The organism is Thioclava sp. JM3, assembly GCF_002213185.1.
GTDB lineage: Bacteria > Pseudomonadota > Alphaproteobacteria > Rhodobacterales > Rhodobacteraceae > Thioclava > Thioclava nitratireducens.
The window spans coordinates 178,815-196,042 of the sequence record NZ_NBOB01000003.1; the positions used below are offsets into that span (position 1 = coordinate 178,815).

Annotated in this window: 19 protein-coding genes; 6 read left to right on the forward strand and 13 right to left on the reverse strand. The window is 65.0% G+C overall.

The window, feature by feature from the left end; genetic code table 11:
• Window positions 1–87 precede the first annotated feature (87 nt).
• A complete protein-coding gene (locus B6V73_RS06795; protein WP_088724852.1) occupies window positions 88–1,323 on the forward strand; it encodes a DUF4147 domain-containing protein in 1,236 nt (411 codons plus the stop codon).
• Between the two features lie 232 nt (window positions 1,324–1,555).
• On the opposite strand, the gene B6V73_RS06800 is transcribed toward B6V73_RS06795, so the two are convergent.
• The 3 genes from B6V73_RS06800 to B6V73_RS06810 form a co-directional block, all read right to left on the reverse strand.
• A complete protein-coding gene (locus B6V73_RS06800; RefSeq protein WP_088722550.1) occupies window positions 1,556–2,149 on the reverse strand; it encodes a TIGR02281 family clan AA aspartic protease in 594 nt (197 codons plus the stop codon).
• A gap of 71 nt (window positions 2,150–2,220) precedes the next feature.
• On the reverse strand, window positions 2,221–2,865 hold the full coding sequence (locus B6V73_RS06805) for a MarC family protein (RefSeq protein ID WP_088724853.1): 645 nt from the start codon (window positions 2,863–2,865) through the stop codon (window positions 2,221–2,223).
• Window positions 2,866–2,905: 40 nt separating this feature from the next.
• Window positions 2,906–3,298, reverse strand: coding sequence for an HTH domain-containing protein (locus B6V73_RS06810; protein ID WP_088724854.1), 393 nt, complete (start codon window positions 3,296–3,298; stop codon window positions 2,906–2,908).
• A gap of 187 nt (window positions 3,299–3,485) precedes the next feature.
• Here B6V73_RS06810 and B6V73_RS06815 point away from each other — a divergent pair, with 187 nt between their 5' ends.
• The 4 genes from B6V73_RS06815 to B6V73_RS06830 all read left to right on the forward strand — a co-directional run bounded on the left by B6V73_RS06815 (window position 3,486) and on the right by B6V73_RS06830 (window position 6,104).
• The gene (locus tag B6V73_RS06815; protein WP_075775674.1) at window positions 3,486–3,713 is read left to right on the forward strand and encodes a twin-arginine translocase TatA/TatE family subunit; all 228 of its coding nucleotides are present in this window, start codon (window positions 3,486–3,488) and stop codon (window positions 3,711–3,713) included.
• A 77-nt stretch (window positions 3,714–3,790) separates the two neighbouring features.
• Window positions 3,791–4,405: a Sec-independent protein translocase protein TatB gene (gene tatB, locus B6V73_RS21320; protein WP_088722551.1), complete on the forward strand. Its 615-nt coding sequence runs from the start codon at window positions 3,791–3,793 to the stop codon at window positions 4,403–4,405.
• On the forward strand, window positions 4,402–5,265 hold the full coding sequence (gene tatC / locus B6V73_RS06825) for a twin-arginine translocase subunit TatC (RefSeq protein WP_075775672.1): 864 nt from the start codon (window positions 4,402–4,404) through the stop codon (window positions 5,263–5,265). Before tatB ends, tatC begins: the two co-directional genes overlap by 4 nt.
• Window positions 5,262–6,104 (forward strand): ATP-binding protein, encoded by an 843-nt coding sequence (locus tag B6V73_RS06830; RefSeq protein WP_075775671.1) that lies wholly within the window; start codon window positions 5,262–5,264, stop codon window positions 6,102–6,104. Before tatC ends, B6V73_RS06830 begins: the two co-directional genes overlap by 4 nt.
• Before the next feature lie 39 nt (window positions 6,105–6,143).
• Here the strand turns inward: B6V73_RS06830 and B6V73_RS06835 are convergent, their stop codons facing one another.
• The 3 genes from B6V73_RS06835 to rocF form a co-directional block, all read right to left on the reverse strand.
• Window positions 6,144–7,454, reverse strand: coding sequence for an FAD-binding oxidoreductase (locus tag B6V73_RS06835; protein WP_088724855.1), 1,311 nt, complete (start codon window positions 7,452–7,454; stop codon window positions 6,144–6,146).
• 68 nt (window positions 7,455–7,522) lie between these two features.
• Window positions 7,523–8,578, reverse strand: coding sequence for an ornithine cyclodeaminase (locus B6V73_RS06840; protein WP_088722554.1), 1,056 nt, complete (start codon window positions 8,576–8,578; stop codon window positions 7,523–7,525).
• Window positions 8,578–9,504 (reverse strand): arginase, encoded by a 927-nt coding sequence (rocF, locus tag B6V73_RS06845; protein WP_088720172.1) that lies wholly within the window; start codon window positions 9,502–9,504, stop codon window positions 8,578–8,580. The genes B6V73_RS06840 and rocF overlap by 1 nt, the downstream gene beginning before the upstream one ends.
• A gap of 121 nt (window positions 9,505–9,625) precedes the next feature.
• On the opposite strand from rocF, the gene B6V73_RS06850 reads away from it, so the two are divergent.
• Complete coding sequence (locus B6V73_RS06850) at window positions 9,626–10,051, forward strand: Lrp/AsnC family transcriptional regulator (protein WP_075775667.1); 426 nt, start codon at window positions 9,626–9,628, stop codon at window positions 10,049–10,051.
• A gap of 50 nt (window positions 10,052–10,101) precedes the next feature.
• Here B6V73_RS06850 and B6V73_RS06855 read toward each other — a convergent pair whose 3' ends face one another.
• The 7 genes from B6V73_RS06855 to gltX all read right to left on the reverse strand — a co-directional run bounded on the left by B6V73_RS06855 (window position 10,102) and on the right by gltX (window position 17,143).
• The gene (locus B6V73_RS06855; protein WP_088724856.1) at window positions 10,102–11,295 is read right to left on the reverse strand and encodes a LysM peptidoglycan-binding domain-containing protein; all 1,194 of its coding nucleotides are present in this window, start codon (window positions 11,293–11,295) and stop codon (window positions 10,102–10,104) included.
• A 54-nt stretch (window positions 11,296–11,349) separates the two neighbouring features.
• Window positions 11,350–12,006, reverse strand: coding sequence for a protein-L-isoaspartate(D-aspartate) O-methyltransferase (locus tag B6V73_RS06860; RefSeq protein WP_075775665.1), 657 nt, complete (start codon window positions 12,004–12,006; stop codon window positions 11,350–11,352).
• A complete protein-coding gene (surE, locus tag B6V73_RS06865) occupies window positions 12,003–12,788 on the reverse strand; it encodes a 5'/3'-nucleotidase SurE (protein ID WP_088720174.1) in 786 nt (261 codons plus the stop codon). The genes B6V73_RS06860 and surE overlap by 4 nt, the downstream gene beginning before the upstream one ends.
• Window positions 12,789–12,923: 135 nt before the next feature.
• Window positions 12,924–13,598: an SDR family oxidoreductase gene (locus B6V73_RS06870; RefSeq protein ID WP_088720175.1), complete on the reverse strand. Its 675-nt coding sequence runs from the start codon at window positions 13,596–13,598 to the stop codon at window positions 12,924–12,926.
• Window positions 13,599–13,821: 223 nt separating this feature from the next.
• A complete protein-coding gene (locus tag B6V73_RS06875) occupies window positions 13,822–14,184 on the reverse strand; it encodes a DUF1284 domain-containing protein (RefSeq protein ID WP_088724857.1) in 363 nt (120 codons plus the stop codon).
• 189 nt (window positions 14,185–14,373) lie between these two features.
• Window positions 14,374–15,669 (reverse strand): citrate synthase, encoded by a 1,296-nt coding sequence (gene gltA / locus B6V73_RS06880; RefSeq protein ID WP_075775661.1) that lies wholly within the window; start codon window positions 15,667–15,669, stop codon window positions 14,374–14,376.
• 79 nt (window positions 15,670–15,748) lie between these two features.
• On the reverse strand, window positions 15,749–17,143 hold the full coding sequence (gltX, locus tag B6V73_RS06885; protein ID WP_075775660.1) for a glutamate--tRNA ligase: 1,395 nt from the start codon (window positions 17,141–17,143) through the stop codon (window positions 15,749–15,751).
• Between the last annotated feature and the right edge of the window lie 85 nt (window positions 17,144–17,228).

Below are 17,228 nucleotides of genomic sequence, written 5' to 3' on the forward strand. Positions count from 1 at the left end.
TGCGCCACCGCGAGGACTGCCTTCGCCTGGCGCACTTGCACCCCGGCGCCCCCCGGGCATAGTTGGGCAAAAGCGAAGGGAGAGGGCATGGATCTGGATGCACGCGCACGCGAGCTGTTCGATATCGGAGTGAAGGCGGCCGATCCGGCGGGGGGTGTGTCCCGCGCGATGGGCTGGGCGATGGACAACCCGCCGGGGCCGGGCGGGCGCTGGCAGGTGGTCGCGCTCGGCAAGGCGGCGCTGGCGATGAGTGCTGCGGCGCTGGAGGCTTTGCCCGAAGATGCGCAAGCGCTCGTCGTGACCAATCCCGAGAATGCCGAAGCGGCCGCGCCTCGTGCGGGTGTCACGCTGATCGCGGGCGATCACCCTGTGCCGGGGGAGGGCAGTGAACGGGCAGGGCGCGCGATCCTGGAGTGCCTGCAAGCCTGTGGCCCGGAGGATCGCGTTCTTGCGCTGATTTCCGGTGGCGGCTCCGCGCTCGCGGTCGCACCCGCAGAGGGGCTGAGCCTGTCGGACAAAGCCGAGGTCAGCCGACTTCTCCTCGGTTGCGGGGCCGATATCACGCAGATGAACCTGATCCGCCAGCAGCTGTCCCAGCTCAAGGGCGGCGGCTGGCTGTTGGCCTGCGCGGCCCCCGTGACGGGGCTGATCCTTTCAGATGTGCCGGGCGATGATCTGCGCGTCATCGCCTCGGGGCCCACTGTCGAGCCGATCGGCACGCGGGCCGAGGCAGCGCAGCTGTGCCGTGATCTCGGGATCTGGGACGCTTTGCCCGCGCCTGTGCGGGCGCATCTGGAAGCCTCCGGCGCGGAGCCAGCTCTGCCTGCGGCGCGCAACCGTCTGATCGGGGCGAACGGGCTGTCGGTCGCGGCGATGGTGTCGGCCGGAGCCGAGGCCGCGCCCTTCGCGCTTGACGGGGACGTGGCCGATCTCGCGCCGCAGATCGTGGCCCTTCTGCGCGATATGCCCTCAGGGGCGCTCGTCATGGGGGGCGAGACCACCGTGACGATCAAGGGCGACGGGCTGGGCGGTCGCAATCAGGAACTGGCGCTGCGGGTGGCTTGTGCGGCGGAGGCGGCGGGTCTCGAGGGTGATTGGCGCTTCCTGTCGGGCGGTACCGATGGCCGCGATGGGCCGACGGATGCGGCGGGCGGTCTGGTGGGGCCGGGGACCTGCGCGGCGGCGCGGGCGGCTGGCGTCGATTGCGATGCGGCGCTTGCCCGCAATGACAGCTATCACGTCCTGCAGGCGGCGGATGCGCTGCTGATGACGGGGGCGACCGGCACGAATGTGGCCGATCTCGCGGTTCTGGTGAAAGGCTAGCTTAGCCGCGCTCTGCTTCGGCAGAGCGCATCATCGGGCGCAGACGGAGATAGGCTTCGCGGATGACGGCGACGGTGATGATCGCAAGCGCGAGGGTGTCGAAGGCAACCATGGGCGTTTTCCTCGTAACGAAGCCTGGAGGGCCGAGCCTGAACGGCGGCCACCTTGGGACCCTCGACAAAGATTGAGGCGCAAAAAAGGCACGATCACGGCGATTGAGGGCCGGGTCCGCTTAGCGTTCGAGGATCAGCGTGCCCCGCGCGAATTCCACTTTCGCGAAGCGGGTGAGGTAGGTCATCCCCAGCAGTGACGTGTCCATCGATCCGCGATTGACCACGGCGCGCAGGTTGCTGTCGTGGATCGGGCCCAAATCGAAGCGCTCCAGCCGCACCGGCGCAGTCGCGACGATGCCGTTGGCTGTGCGCGCCTGCCCGATATAGGCGAGATCGGCGGTCTTGATGCCCGCGCGTTCGGCGGCGCGCTGGGTCAGGACGATCTGGCTCGCGCCGGTATCGACGACGAAGCGGATCGGCGTGCCGTTGACCTCGGCGGTGAGGTAGTAATGCCCGTCGGGCGCTTGCGGCACTTCGATCCGCCCATCACGCATCACGGCCTGATCGGGGATCGAGACCTGTCGCTGGATGTCGGTCCAAAGCCCCACGGCGGCGAGCGTGCCCAGAAAGATCAGCCCCCAGATCGCGGCCTGTTGCAGCGTGCGCCCCGGACGGCGACGGATTTCCAGCAGGAAATACCCGCCCACGGCGACGAGCAGGAGGCCCAGATAGACGAGCCGTCCCCAATTCTCGCTGATGATCGTCTCGACCATGATCCTCGTTACCCCTACCAACCTAATTCAGATAGGATCGCTTGCGCGGCTTTCCCAGAGGGCGGATTGCCTCAGCTTACCGGGCCCCCGCCCATCAGCCCCGCGCCATGCAGCCCGTCGAGGATGAACTGGATCGCCAGCGCCGCCAACAGCATCCCCAGAAGCCGGGTGACGACCATCGTGCCGGTGCGCCCTAGCGCGCGCTCGATCGGCGTGGCGAGCAGGAACATCACGAAGACGCAGCAAAGCACCAGCAGCATCATCGCGATGATGACCACGACATGCAGCCAGTCGCCGCCCTCGCGGCCGGCCAGCAGGATCATCGTCGCCATCGCGCCGGGCCCGGCGAGAAGGGGCGTCGCCAGAGGGAATACGGAAGGGTCTGTTTCGGGGTCGGCCTCGTGCTCCTCGCCCTGCGCCTCGCGGCGTTTGGTGCGGCGTTCGAACAGCATGTCGAGCGCGGTGAGGAACAGCAGCACCCCGCCCGCGATGCGGAATGCGGGCATGGAGATGCCGATCCCGGCGAGAATCTTGTCACCGAAAATGCCGAACAAGGTCAGCAGCACGGCGGCTATGATGAGGGCGCGCAGGGCGATGCGCAGTCGCGCGCGATGGCTTTCACCCAAGGTCAGTGCGATGAAGACCGGGGCCAGCCCGATCGGATCGATGATGACGAAAAGTGTCACGAAAGCAGTGATGTATTCGGCACCGATCACGCAGGGGCATCCCTTCCAAGTTTCGCAGTCGAGCCTAGCCTCATCCCCGATCGCCCGCCAGACCTTCCCCGGCGTCTTCGGCAGATGGCTCGGGGGGCGCGGAAGGCAGGGCGGCGCGGATCTTAGCGGCCAGGCTCGCGGCGCCTCCGGCAAGGCGCGGATCCTCCATCGCCTCGGCGAGATCGAGCAGATGATCGAGCGCGGCCAACTCCTCGCGGGTCAGCACGAGAGGCGGCAAGCCAACCGCCCGGCGCAGGATATAACCGACGCCGCGTTCGCCCTCGACCGGCACGCCATAGGCCGAGATTTCCGCCATGTCGCGCCAGATCGTGCGGACCGAGACTCCCAGCCGCTCAGCCAGATCGCTGGCACGGTGCATCTTGCCGTCGCGCAGGATGGCGATGATCTGTTGCAGCCGCTCGTCGCGGGTCATCGGTCTCTCCCGTCAGGTCAAGCTAAGGGTAGCGCGGGGCGGGGCAACTGACAATGAACTGTCAGTAATCTGCGCCTCACAGCGCCGTTTGGGCGGAATCGGTCTAGGATTGAGGCCCGCATGATCCTAAAACTCGGGACCGACATAAGGCGCGGGCGGCGGGCCCGTGACCAGAGGAGAGACAACAATGCTCAACAATATCGGCCTTCCCGGTCTGCTTCTGATCGCCGTCGTGGTTCTGGTTCTTTTCGGCCGCGGCAAGATTTCCTCGCTCATGGGTGAAGTCGGCAAAGGCATCACCGCCTTCAAGAAAGGCGTGAGCGACGGCACGAAGGAAATCGAAGACGGCTCCGTCGACGAGGCACGCGACGTGACCCCGGCTGACGAAGTTCAGAAAGAAAAAGACAAGGCCTGAGCCTGATCGCTTTTAGGGGTTGCGGGCTGATGCCCGTTTGCCTTTGCGTCCTCATTTGGCCGGAGGCCTGAGCACTCATGTTAGACATCGGTTGGAGCGAGCTTCTGCTGATCGGCGTCGTGGCGCTGATCGTCGTGGGGCCGAAGGATCTGCCCAAGATGTTCCACCAGCTTGGCCGCATCACCGCGAAGGCCAAGTCGATGGCGCGCGAATTCTCGCGGGCGATGGAAGATGCGGCGAAGGATACCGGGCTCGACGAGGCCGCAGGCTCCGTGCGCGACCTGAAATCGCTGGCCTCGAAGAAGTCGCTCGGGCTCGACGCGCTGGAAAAGGCGACCGACGCTTTCGAGAAATGGGAGCCGGGCCGGTCCGAGCGGACCTCGCTCAAGCCAGATCCCGAGGCGGAGCCGCCCAAGCCAGAGGCTGCCCAACCCGAGGCGACCGCAGCCGAGACGGCCAAACCCGAGACTTCCAAGACGGCAAGCAAGCCGGCGGCCAAGCCCGCTGCGAAGAAAGCCGCGTCGAAGACCGCAGCCAAGACTGGCGCGAAGACGGGCAGTTCGACCGCAGCGAAATCCAGCGCCAAGCCGGCGACCAAGTCGAGCAGTAAACCTGCCGCGAAAACCGGTGCCAAACCGGCGGCCAAGAAGACGGCGGCGAAGAAACCCGCCGCGAAGAAGGGTGACGCATGAGCGACCATGACGAAATCGAGGACAGCGCCGCCCCGCTGATCGAACACCTCGCGGAACTGCGCACGCGCATCCTCTATTCGCTGGGGGCCTTCATCGCGGCGATGGTGGTCTGCTACACGGTCTGGAACCCGATCTTCAACTTCCTGACCCGGCCGGTCTGCTCGGCGCTTGAATCGCGCGGCGAGCAATGCGGCCTCTATCTGATCAAGCTGCAGGAAGGCTTCTTCGTCGCGATCAATATTTCCTTCCTCGGCGGTTTCGCCCTGGCATTCCCGATCATCGCCTACCAGATGTGGCGTTTCGTGGCGCCGGGCCTTTACCGCAACGAGAAGAACGCGTTCCTGCCGTTCCTGATCGCCTCGCCGGTGATGTTCTTTCTTGGCGCGGCGTTCGCTTATTACATCATCCTGCCGCTGGCCTTTAACTTCTTCCTCGGCTTCCAGCAGGGCGAGATCGGCGCGACGTCCGGCGCGAACGAGATGGCCGCCATCGGCTTCCAGGGCTCGGTGCAGGAATATCTCAACCTGACGATCAAGTTCGTCATGGCCTTCGGGATCTGCTTCCAGCTGCCCGTCCTGCTGTCGCTGATGGGCAAGGCGGGTCTGGTCTCCTCGCAAGGCCTCGCGAATATGCGCAAATACGCCGTGGTCGCGATCCTTGTCGTGGCCGCGATCGCGACGCCTCCGGACGTGATTTCCCAGGTCATCCTGTTCTCGGTGGTCTACGGTCTCTACGAGATATCCATCCAACTCGTGAAGCGGATCGAGAAGACCCGTGAAGCTCGAATGCGCGCCGAAGGCACCTGGATCGATCCCGACGAATGGGATGAAGACGAAGACGACGAGGATACCAAGGGATGAATGACGCGACGCTGACCCGGATCGCCACGGCACTGGAGCGGCTCTCGCCCGCGCCACAGCCCGCGCCGGATTTCGCCTCGGCCAGCGCCTTCATCTGGCACACCGCGCCGGATCGGCTGGAGCCCGTGCCTCAGGTGAACCGCGTCGACCTGAGCCTGCTGCACGGCATCGACCGCTCGCGCGATACGCTGCTGGCCAACACGCTGCAGTTTGCGCGCGGTGCGGCGGCGAATAATGCGCTTCTCTGGGGCGCGCGCGGGATGGGGAAATCCTCGCTCGTGAAGGCGGCCCATGCGGCGGCAGTGGCCGAGGGGCTGCCGCTCAAACTGGTGGAGCTTGCGCGCGAGGATCTGCCGTCCGTCGGGCGTCTGCTCGCGCATCTGCGCGACGCGCCGGAGATGCGCTTCATCCTGTTCTGCGACGACCTGTCGTTTAGTCATGACGACCAGCATTACAAATCGCTCAAGGCGGTGCTGGATGGCGGGATCGAGGGGCGGCCCGCGAACGTGATCCTCTATGCCACGTCGAACCGGCGTCACCTGATGCCGCGCGACATGATCGAGAACGAGCGTTCGACTGCGATCAGCCCCTCCGAAGCGGTGGAGGAGAAAGTCTCGCTGTCCGATCGGTTCGGGCTGTGGCTGGGCTTCCATCCCTGCAGCCAAGACGAGTATCTCACGATGATCCGCGGCTATTGCGACAGCTATGGCGTAGAGATCTCCGACGAGGAGTTGCGCGCCGAAGCCATCGAATGGCAGGCCACGCGCGGGGCGCGTTCGGGCCGCGTGGCATGGCAGTATTTCACTGATCTGGCCGGACGGCGCGGGATCGCGCTGTAAGCGCGTCTCTCCGCATCGTCCAAGGCGCGGGTAGGGGGCTTACACCCCCAGCCGATCGCGCAGAGCATACCACCACGACCCCGCGACGGAGTAGGGCACGCGGAAAGTGCGCCCGCCGGGAAACGGAATCCACGGCAGTTTCGCGAACGTATCGAACCGGGTCAGGTCGCCGTTGATCGCCTCCGACAGGATGCGCCCGAAAGTATGCGACCCGGTCACGCCGTGGCCGGAATAGCCATGCGCGAAATAGGTGTTCTGCCCGATCCGGCCCATCTGCGGCACGCGGCTGAACGAGAGCGCGAAATTGCCCGACCACGCGTAGTCGATCTTGGTGTCTTTGAGCTGCGGGAAGACTTTCTCGAGGTTCTTCCAGAGCTTCGCCTTGATGTCTTTCGGGTCTGCCCCGCCATAGACCGTGCCGCCGCCAAACAGCAGGCGGTTGTCGGCGGACATGCGGTAATAGTCGAGGATGTAGCGAACGTCCTCGATGCAGACATCTGACGGCATCAATTCGCGTGCCTTGGCCTCGCCCAGCGGCTCGGTCGCCATCACCTGCGTCGAGACGGGCATCACACGGCGCTCCAGCGTGGGCACGACATGGCCGAGATAGGCGTTGCCGCACAGAACCAGCGTCTTCGCGGTGATCTGCCCCTTCGCGGTCCTGATCACCGGGCGCGTGGCTTCGGTGTCGACGAAATTGACGGGGGACATCTCGTAGATCGTGCCGCCCAGTTTCTCGACCGCCGCCGCCTCGCCAAGCGCGAGGTTCAGCGGATGCAGATGGCCGCCCTTGTGGTCGATCATGCCGCCCGCATAGAGGTCGGAAGCCGCGTGCTCGCGCATCTGCTCGCGGCTCAGCATCTCCTGGCTTTCGATGCCGTAGCTGCGCCAGAGTTTCCAGCGCGCTTCCAGCTCCTGCATATGCTTGCCGGTGAGCCCCGCGAAGACGTTGCCGGGCTTCAGGTCGCATTGGATGTCGTAGGTCGCGACGCGCTCGCGGATGATGTCGCCGCCTTCCATCACCAGACCGGCGACGAAATTCGCGGTGTCCTGTCCGTAGCGGCTCTCGATCACGTCGAGGCTCGCGTTCAGCCCGTTGACGACCTGACCGCCATTGCGGCCCGAAGCGCCCCAGCCGATGCGTGCGCCTTCCACGACGGTGACGCTATAGCCCTTTTCGGCCAGATGCAGCGCGGTCGAGAGGCCCGAAAAGCCCGCGCCCACGACGCAGATATCGGCCTCCACCGCGCCTTCCAGTTCCGGACGGAGCGGGGCCGGGTTGGCCGAAGCCGCGTAGTAGCTGTCGGTGTGTCTGCCGTCGCCCGCATAGGGGTGGGTCTTGTCGGTCATGTCGCGCTCTCGTCTGAAAGGGGCGTTTCGCTTTCGGTGCCACGCGCGCGCGTCAAGCGCAAGCGGGCTCAGCCCGCCCGCGTCAGCATCCCGAACAAATCGCGCGGATCGTCGGGGTCTGCCATAAGATCGAGCATCTGCGCATAATCGCCACCCTTCACGCGGTCATGGATGTAGCGCAGCGCGCTGAAATCCTCGATCGCGAAGCCCACGCTATCGAACAGCGTGATCTGTTTCGCGTCGCGGCGGCCCTCGGCCTCACCGCGCATGACCTTCCACAACTCGGTCACCGGGTGATCCTCGTCGAGCGCCTGAATCTCGCCCTCGATGCGGGTCTGCGGCGGGTATTCGACAAAGATCTCCGAGCGGGTGAGGATGTCGCGATGCAGTTCGGTCTTGCCGGGGCAGTCGCCGCCGATTGCGTTGATGTGGATGCCCGAGCCGACCATATTGTCGGTCAAGATCGTCGCATATTGCTTGTCGGCGGTGCAGGTGGTGATGACCTGCGCACCTTCGACCGCTTCCTCGCCGGAGCGGCATTTGGTGACGTTGAACCCCTGCGCGATCAGGTTCTTCGCGGCTTTCTCGGTCGCGCTCGGGTCGATGTCGTAAAGCCGCAATGTGTCGATGCCGCAGATCGCGCGGAAGGCCAGCGCCTGAAACTCGCATTGCGCGCCATTGCCGATCATGCCCATCACCGTCGCGCCTTTCGGGGCGAGGTATTTGCCCACCAGCGCCGAGGTGGCGGCGGTGCGCAGTGCGGTCAGTATCGTCATCTCGGTCATCAGAAGCGGATAGCCCGTCGCGACCGAGGACAGCACACCGAACGCCGTCACGGTCTGGTGCCCGGTGCGGCCGTTCTTGGGGTGCCCGTTGACGTATTTGAAACCGTAATTTTCGCTATCCGCGGTCGGCATCAACTCGATCACGCCCTCCGCAGAATGGCTCGCGACGCGCGGCGTCTTGTCGAAATCCGGCCAGCGGCGGAAATCCTCTTCGATATAGGCGGCGAGGTCGCGCATCACCTGTTCGGGGCCGATCTCGTTCACCAGCTTCATCATGTTGGCGACGGAAACGAAGGGCACGAAGGCCAGTTCGGAGGGGGCGAGCGGGGACTTGTCCATCAAAAACTCCGTGTCATGCGGTCAAGAACGCGGCGGCCGAAGAGGCTGGCCGCGAGGTCGCACAGCAGTTTCGCCGTGCGGCCGCGTTCGTCGAGGAAGGGGTTAAGCTCGACAATGTCGAGTGAAGTGACGAGGTCGCTGTCGCCGACCTCTTCCATGATCAGATGCGCCTCGCGGAACGTGGCGCCGCCCGGCACGGTCGTGCCCACGGCGGGCGCGATCCCGGGGTCCAGGAAATCGACGTCGAAGCTGACATGCAGAAGGCCGTTGGCTTCGCGCACACGGTCAAGGAAGGCGCGCAGCGGAGCCAGCACGCCGGTCTCGTCGATGGCGCGCATGTCATGGACTTCCAAGCCGATCTGCTTGATGCGCTCGCGCTCTGCCGGATCGACAGAGCGGATGCCCATCATGCAGAAGTTCTTGGGATCGATGCTGGCTTCCAGCGGCGGGAAGGCCTCGAAATCCGGCTGTCCCGTGACGTAGGCCACGGGCGTGCCATGCAGGTTGCCGCTGGTCGTGGTTTCCAGCGTGTGCAGGTCCGGGTGGGCGTCGAGCCACAGAACGAAAAGCGGGCGATCCTGGGTTTTCGCATGACGCGCCAGCCCGCTCAGCGTGCCGGCAGCCAGCGCGTGGTCGCCACCGATGAAGATCGGGCGGTCGTGCTTCTGGGCGGCGTCGAAGGCTGCGTCCGACAGCGCCTCGATCCAGGCGCGGGTCTCGGCCAGATCGTGGATCGCGGGGTTCTTGTGCGGCACCGGGTCTTGCGCCGGGATCGACAGGTCGCCCAGATCGTTCACCTCCCAGCCCAGCTCGGTCAGGATATCGCCCAGACCCGCGATGCGCAGGCTGGCCGGTCCCATGATGCAGCCGGGTTGCGAAGCGCCAGTTTGAATAGGCGCGCCCAGAATCGATACTGTGCGTGTCATCGTGATCTCCCTTGTTGGACTCAGTCTGACGAAATGGCGCAGAGGTTTCGCTTGTCAATTTGCGCAAATCGGAACTAAATTCGATCAGTTTGGCTAATTGATTGATCAAAACGGAGGGGCGATGCAGCTCGACGATACGGACCGCGCGATCCTGACCGCATTGCGGGCGGACGCGCGGCTCTCGGTGACTGATCTTGCGCTGCAGGTGGGGGTGTCGCGCACCACAGCACGCGCCCGGCTGGAGGCGCTGGTGGCGTCGGGGCAGATCCGGCGCTTTACCATCGAGACCGAGACCGATGTCGAGGGGCAGGTGCGTGCGATCACGCTGGTCGAGTTACAGGGCAAGATGTCGCGCGCTGTGATCCGGGCGCTGCACCGGATCCCGGAGGTCACGACGGTTTTCGCGACCAATGGAAACTGGGATCTGGTGGCGGAAATCCGGGCCGAGACTCTGGGCGAGTTCGACCGGGCCTTGCGCGATATTCGGGAAATTCCGGGGGTGCTCAACAGCGAGAGCTGTCTGCTGCTCGCGCCTGTTGCGGGCTAGGCGGGCAGGGGCGCGGGCAGACCGGAATATCTCCGGCCCGCCGCGCAAGATCAGTTGAGGTACGGCATCGGATCGACGGAATCGATCCCCTTGCGGACCTCGAAATGCAGATAGCCCTGATCGCCGGACGCGACCTTCGCGATGGTCTGGCCGCGCTTGACGCTCGCGCCTTTCTTCACCGTGATGCCGGTCACGTTGTAATAGACCGTCACCAGATTGTCGGGATGCTTGATCGCGAGGAAGGCGACATCGTCGGTGTCCTGGCTGATCAGCAGCACGGTGCCGCTCTCGGCGGCTTTCACCGCAGTTCCGGCCGACGCGGAGATATCGACACCGTCGTTCTTGCCCTTCTTGTAGGGGCGGATGATCGAGCCGGGAACCGGCATCATCATCTTCGACGTGTCCGACGCCTTGGTGCGATCGGTGCTCATGTCCGGGGTCTGGGTCTTGACCGGCTCGGAGGCTTTCGGCGGCGTCTTGTCGGGCAGGGGCTCTGCGGCGGAGGGCGGTACCGGGGTCGGCGAGCCGGTGCCGGGCGCCGTCGTAGCCGTAGCGGTCTCGACCTTCGGAGGTTGGCGGCCGGAGGCGACCGGGATGATCAGCATCTGACCTTCACGCACGCGCAGATCGTTGGGTAGCCCGTTCCATTCGGCCAGTGCCTTCACCGGCACCGAATAGTAGCGCGCGATGGAGTAGGCGGTCTCGCCACGCGCGACCTTGTGGCGGATCGGCTCGGGGCTGGTTGTGGAGACCGGGGCCGAAGCCGGGGTCGCCTTCGCGGGCTGGTTCGCCTGCGCCTTGTCGATCGCGTTCGACGCGAGCGAGGTGATGTCGATCGTCTCTGAGGTCAGTGCACTGGAATTGCCCGGCGCCGCGGTGCCGCCTGTCGTCGCGACCTTGTTGGGCAGGGCCAGCACTTCGCCCGCGTTCAGCACCGCGTCGGGCGCGACCGCGTTGTAGCGGGCCAGCGCGCCGGGATCGGTGCCGATGCGTTGTGCGACGGAGTTGACCGTATCGCCGCGGCGCGCCACGACGACCTGATAATTCGGGTAGGTGATGATGCCCTGCGCATTCGGGCGCGGGCGATCCTGTACGGCCTGCCGGGCAGCCGCGCTCGTGTCGAGCCCGCCATTGCCGTAGCCGCGCATGTCCAGATCGAACCCGTTCGGGTTACAGGCGGCCAGCGCCGTCAGCGCGACTCCACCTGCCAGGATCAGCCGCAGCCGGGAATTCTTCGTTGCCATCCGCTCGTCCTCACTGTCTCTCAGACCTCTACGGGGTCCGTTCTTGCCTGCCACTCAGTCGTTTGCCACGCCCTCTACAAGGGGGACGAAGCGCACCGGACGCAATTCTTCGTAATCGAAGCCCGTCTCGAGCCGGCGCACCCGGATCAGGCTTTGCACCGTGTCCGACTGGCCCACGGGCAGAACCATGATACCCCCGATCTTCAGCTGGGCCAAGAGCGGCCCGGGAGGGTCTTCCGCGGCGGCAGTCACGATGATTCGATCAAAGGGCGCCTGATCGGGCAGCCCATGCGAGCCGTCGCCGGAAATCGCAACGATATTGGTGAGCCGCAGCGCCGTGAAGACGCCCTCGGCCTCGCGCACGAGGCGCTTGTGGCGATCCACCGTGTAGACCCGTCGGGCGAGCTGACTCAGGATGGCTGCCTGATAGCCCGATCCGGTGCCGATCTCGAGCACGGTATCGCGCGAGCCGACATCCGCGGCCTGGGTCATCAGCCCCACGATCGAAGGTTGCGAGATGGTCTGTCCGCAGGCGATCGGCAGGGGCATGTCCTCATAGGCACGATCGGCGAAGATACCGCGCACAAACTGGCCGCGGTCGATCCCCTCCATCGCGTGCAGCGTGCGCGCGTCGGTCACGCCCTTGGAGCGCAGTGCGAAGAGGAACCGCATCTTGCGCTCGGCCAGATCCTCTTCCGCATCCTCGCTCATCCCAGACGGGCCTCCAGATCGGCGATCACGTCATGCGCCGTCAGATCGGCGCGCATCGGCGTGACCGAGATATAGCCGTCGAGGTTGACGGCGGCATCGGTGCCCGGCTGCGTCGGCGTATGCTGCGGGCCACCCTTGATCCACAGGAATCGCCGCCCCGAGGGCGCGTGGTGCGCCTCGGTCGAGAAGAAGCAATCCTTGCGGAAGCCTTGGGCGGCGACCTTGTGGCCCTTGACGTCGGCTGCCAGCACCGGCGGGAAATTGACATTGTAGAACACCCGGTAATCGCCATCGTCCCAGATGCCCTGATCGAGGAGCTTGCGCACGAGCCCCGCGCCATGCACCCGCGCCGCCTCGAACATGTCGGGGGCATTGAAGACCTCGGGGCCGATGAATTGAGACAGGGCAATCGCGGGCACCCCTTGCAGCGCCGCCTCCATCGCGCCGCCCAACGTGCCGGAATAGAGCGCGTTGTCGGCGGAGTTGTTGCCCCGGTTCACGCCCGAGAGCACCAGATCGGGCCGCTGCCCTTCCAGCACGTCGTAAAGCCCGGCCATCACGCAGTCGGCGGGGCTGCCTTCGGCTGCGAAACGGCGCTCTGCCAGCTTCGAGATCATCATCGGCCGGGTGTAGGAGATGCAATGGCCCACGCCCGATTGCTCGAAGGCGGGCGCGACCGTCCAGACCTCTCCATCGGGACCTGCGAGTTCTTCGGCGATCTCGAGAAGAACGGCCAGACCCGGCGCGTCGATGCCGTCGTCATTGGTGATGAGAATACGCATGTTGCCCCCAGTTCCCCGTCGCGTCACCCGATGCTTACCTTGCAGTGGATGAAGGGTAAAGCGGGGGCAGGCAACAGCCTGGATGTGTCGCCAAAGCGCCGCAGGCCAAGCGGTCCGCGGCGTTTGGCCGGGGCGTCAGAGCGTGTCGAGGATACGCCGTGCTTCGGCATGGCGATCGGCGAGAGCGTCGCGATCCTCGCCGGGGAAGAACCGCCCGCGCAAGGCGGTCGCCATCGGCGCAGGCTCGGCGATGACCACGCGCGGCCCGATCTTGACGGTCTCCGCCTGCCACGAGCGCAGCATCGCCATCTGTGCCGCTTTCGTCGCCCCGTAGATGCCGAAGAATTTCTGGCCCGCACGCGGATCGTCGAAGGCCAGCGCGGTGCCTTGGCGGGCGAGCAGCAGCGGCTCGATCAGCCCGATCAGCTGCGCGGTCGCGGTCACGTTCACCTTGACCGAATTGGCCAGTTCCTTGGCGTCGATATGCCCCGTCGGCGAGAGCGGCGCGGCATGGATCGCGGTATGCACCCAGAGATCGAGCCCGCCCCAGCGCGCGCCGATCGACTGTGCGAGATGCGCCATCTGATCGGGGTCGGTCACGTCCAGCGGGCCGAGCGAAGCGGTCCCGCCCTTCGCCTGAATCCGGTCGTCGAGTTCTTCCAGCGCGCCGGTGGTCCGCGCGACGGCCATGATATGCCAGCCGTCTTCGGCCAAGGCCTCTGCAATCGCCCCGCCGAGGCCACGCGAAGCGCCGGTGACTAGCGCCAGTTTCTTGCCCTGCGAAGGGTCTTGGGTCTGATCCGTGCTCATGGCGCGTTTCTTGCCACCACGCCCGCCTTCGCGCAAGCGTCAGATGCACGATCCGCGCCTCTCCCGATGATTTGCGAATTTGCGCGCGGGCGAGTCGGCCCGCTTAGCAATGCTGCGCAATGGCGGTTGCGCCACTCGCCGTCGCGGGTAGCTGGTCGGCGCCGCGCAGACGCGGCGGAACCCTGCCTCGAAATCGAAGCGCTGCCCCCGGCTGGGAATGGCGTTACGCTTTGCCCTGAAGCCGAGCGAGAGCGGCTTCGCACATGCCCTCGCTCAGCCATTGGCACTCGGCGCAGATCGTCTGGTGGACATCGGCGGGCAGGGCGGCCATCCGCTCCAGCGCCTCGCCCCAGCTGAGCACATCGCCCGGCGCAATTCCCAATGCCTTCGCATGGGCTGCATCCAGCCGGTCGATCTTCGCCTGCCCGGTGCAACCGGACCCGCGCCGCGACGGGCAGGGACCGCAGATGTCATCGGCCGCGCCCACCACTTCGATCTCCACCGCCGCCCCTTCCGCACGCCGCAGTCGCCCCTCGACGATATCGGTCATGTTCGCAGTGAAGGCATCCGAATATCCCTTCCCCATGAACCCGAGCGAGCAGAGAAAATGATGCGGGCGGTATGTCAGACGGTCAGCTATGTCTTCGCTCTTTCGTGATTATCCCGGGGGGAGGCCGGCGCAGCCAAGCGGGGCGCCGTCCCCTGTCACCGGGGTAGCAGAATGGAAAACGGGCCGGAAGGTTTCCCCTCCGGCCCGCAATGATCTGGTCTATGCTCAGCGCTTCTCGAGATCGACGTAATCGCGGTAGGTCGCGCCGGTATAGAGCTGACGCGGGCGACCGATCTTGCCGGTCGGATCCTCGATCATCTCTTTCCACTGCGAGATCCAGCCGACGGTGCGCGACAGCGCGAAGATCGGGGTGAACATCGAGGTCGGGAAGCCCATCGCCTCGAGGATGATGCCCGAGTAGAAGTCGACGTTCGGATAGAGCTTCTTGGAGACGAAATATTCGTCCTCCAGAGCGATCTTCTCCAGTTCCTTGGCGACCTGAAGCGTCTCGTTGTCGTGGATGCCGAGCAGGTCGAGCACCTCGTCCGCCGATTCCTTCATGACCTTCGCACGCGGGTCGAAGTTCTTGTAGACGCGGTGACCGAAGCCCATCAGGCGGAAGGGATCGTCCTTGTCCTTGGCGCGCTTGATGTATTCCGGGATCTGGTCGACGGTGCCGATTTCGCGCAGCATCTCGAGGCAGGCTTGGTTGGCGCCGCCGTGGGCGGGGCCCCAGAGGCAGGCGATGCCGGCCGCGATACAGGCGAACGGGTTCGCGCCCGAGGAGCCCGCCAGACGCACGGTCGAGGTCGAGGCGTTCTGCTCGTGATCGGCATGGAGCGTGAAAATCCGGTCCATTGCACGGGCCAGCGCAGGCTCGATCTTGTAGTCTTCGGCCGGGACCGAGAAGCACATGTGCAGGAAGTTCTCGGCGTAGCTCAGCTCGTTCTTCGGATAGACGAAGGGCTGACCGATCGAATACTTGTAGGCCATCGCGGCGATCGTCGGCAGTTTCGCGATCAGGCGGATCGAGGCGACTTCGCGTTGCCACGGGTCCGAGATGTCGAGGCTGTCGTGATAGAAGGCAGACAGCGCGCCCACGACGCCGACCATGGTCGCCATCGGGTGGCTGTCACGGCGGAAGCCCTGGAAGAACTGCTTCATCTGCTCGTGGATCATCGTGTGACGCGTCACGCGGAACTCGAAATCTTCCATCTGCGCCTTGGTCGGCAGTTCCCCGTAGAGCAGCAGGTAGCACACTTCGAGGTAATGCGACTTCGACGCGAGTTGGTCGATCGGATAGCCACGATACAGCAGCTCACCCTTGGCACCGTCGATGAAGGTGATCTTGGATTCGCAGGCTGCGGTCGAGGTGAAGCCCGGATCGTAGGTGAAGACGTCGGCTTGGCCATAGAGCTTGCGGATATCGAGCACGTCGGGACCAGCCGAGGGCGAGAGCACGGGAAGCTCATAGGTTTGTCCGTCAAGCGAGAGCGTGGCGGTCTTCGAGTTGTCTGCCATGTAAATTCCCTTTCATCCTCCGGCTGGGCCGCGCCGGTCTATCGCGTCCGGACAGTCGTCCGGAGAGGGCGGCCAGGCCTCAGGCCGCCTGATCGTCGAGTCGAGCCAGAGTCTCCTCCCGGCCCAAAACGAGCATCATATCGAATACGCTGGGGGTTGCCGCACGTCCCGCCAAGGCCGCCCGCATCGGAGCTGCGACCTTCCCAAGGCCAAGCCCATGCGCTTCGGCAACCTGTCCGACAGCGGCTTCCAGGTCTTCCCGCGACCAATTAGCGCGTTGCAGCGCAAAGGTCAATTCACTCAGTATACCACGGGATACATCATCCAGTGCCTTGGCCGCTTTCTCTTCGATCTCGATCGGGCGCTGCGTCAGAGAGAAGTGTGCCTTTTCAATTAGTTGCGGCAGAAGTTTCGCTGATCCCTTTACCACGGGAAGCGTGCGCATAAGCGCAGATTTCTGTGCGTCATCCAGCGACGGTTTTTCTGCAGCTGCGAGATAACCTTCGATTTCGCGCAGCAATTCGGCCTCGTCGGTGACCGCGATATGCTGGCCGCAGATATTCTCGAGCTTCTTGAAATCGAGCCGCGCCGGCGCCTTGTTGATGCCGGTGATGTCGAACCATTCCTTCGCCTGTTCGTCGGTGAAGAATTCGTCGTCGCCATGGCTCCAGCCGAGCCGCGCGAGGTAGTTGCGCATGCCCGTCGCCGGGTAGCCCATCGCCTGATACTGCTCGAGGCCCACCGCGCCGTGGCGCTTCGACAGCTTCTTGCCGTCGGGACCGTGAATCAGCGGGATATGCGCAAAGGTCGGCACGTCCCAATCCATCGCGCGATAGACCAGCATCTGCCGCGCGGCATTGACGAGATGGTCGTCCCCGCGGATCACATGGGTCACGCCCATATCATGGTCATCGACGACAACGGCCAGCATGTAGGTCGGTGTGCCATCCGAACGTAAACAAATCATGTCATCGAGCTGATCGTTGCGGATCGTCACTTCGCCCTGCACCGCGTCCTGGATCACGGTCGTGCCCTCGCGCGGGGCTTTCAGCCGGATCACGTAGGGCGCGTCCGGATGGGTCGCGGGATCGGCGTCGCGCCACGGCGAGGGGAACATCTGGCCCTTGTTCGCCGGGTCCTCGCGGAAGGCCGCGATCTCTTCCTGCGTGGAGAAACATTTGTAGGCGTGGCCTTTCTCCAGCATCTTATGGGCGACCTCGGCGTGGCGGGCCGCGCCCGCGGCTTGGCTCACCACCTCGCCGTCATAGTCGAGCCCCAGCCATTCGAGCCCCTGCAGGATCGCTGCCGTCGCCTCCGGGGTCGAGCGTTCACGGTCGGTATCCTCGATACGCAGCAGGAATTTACCGCCGCGCCCGCGTGCATAGAGCCAGTTGAACAGCGCCGTGCGCGCACCGCCGATATGCAGATAGCCGGTGGGCGAGGGGGCGAAACGGGTGACAATCTGGTCGGACATGTCGGAGCCTTTCTTCGCGGGCTCTCACCGGCCCGCCTTTACCTTTCGGAAACCATCAAGCGCATAGGCTTTCTCGGCTCGATGC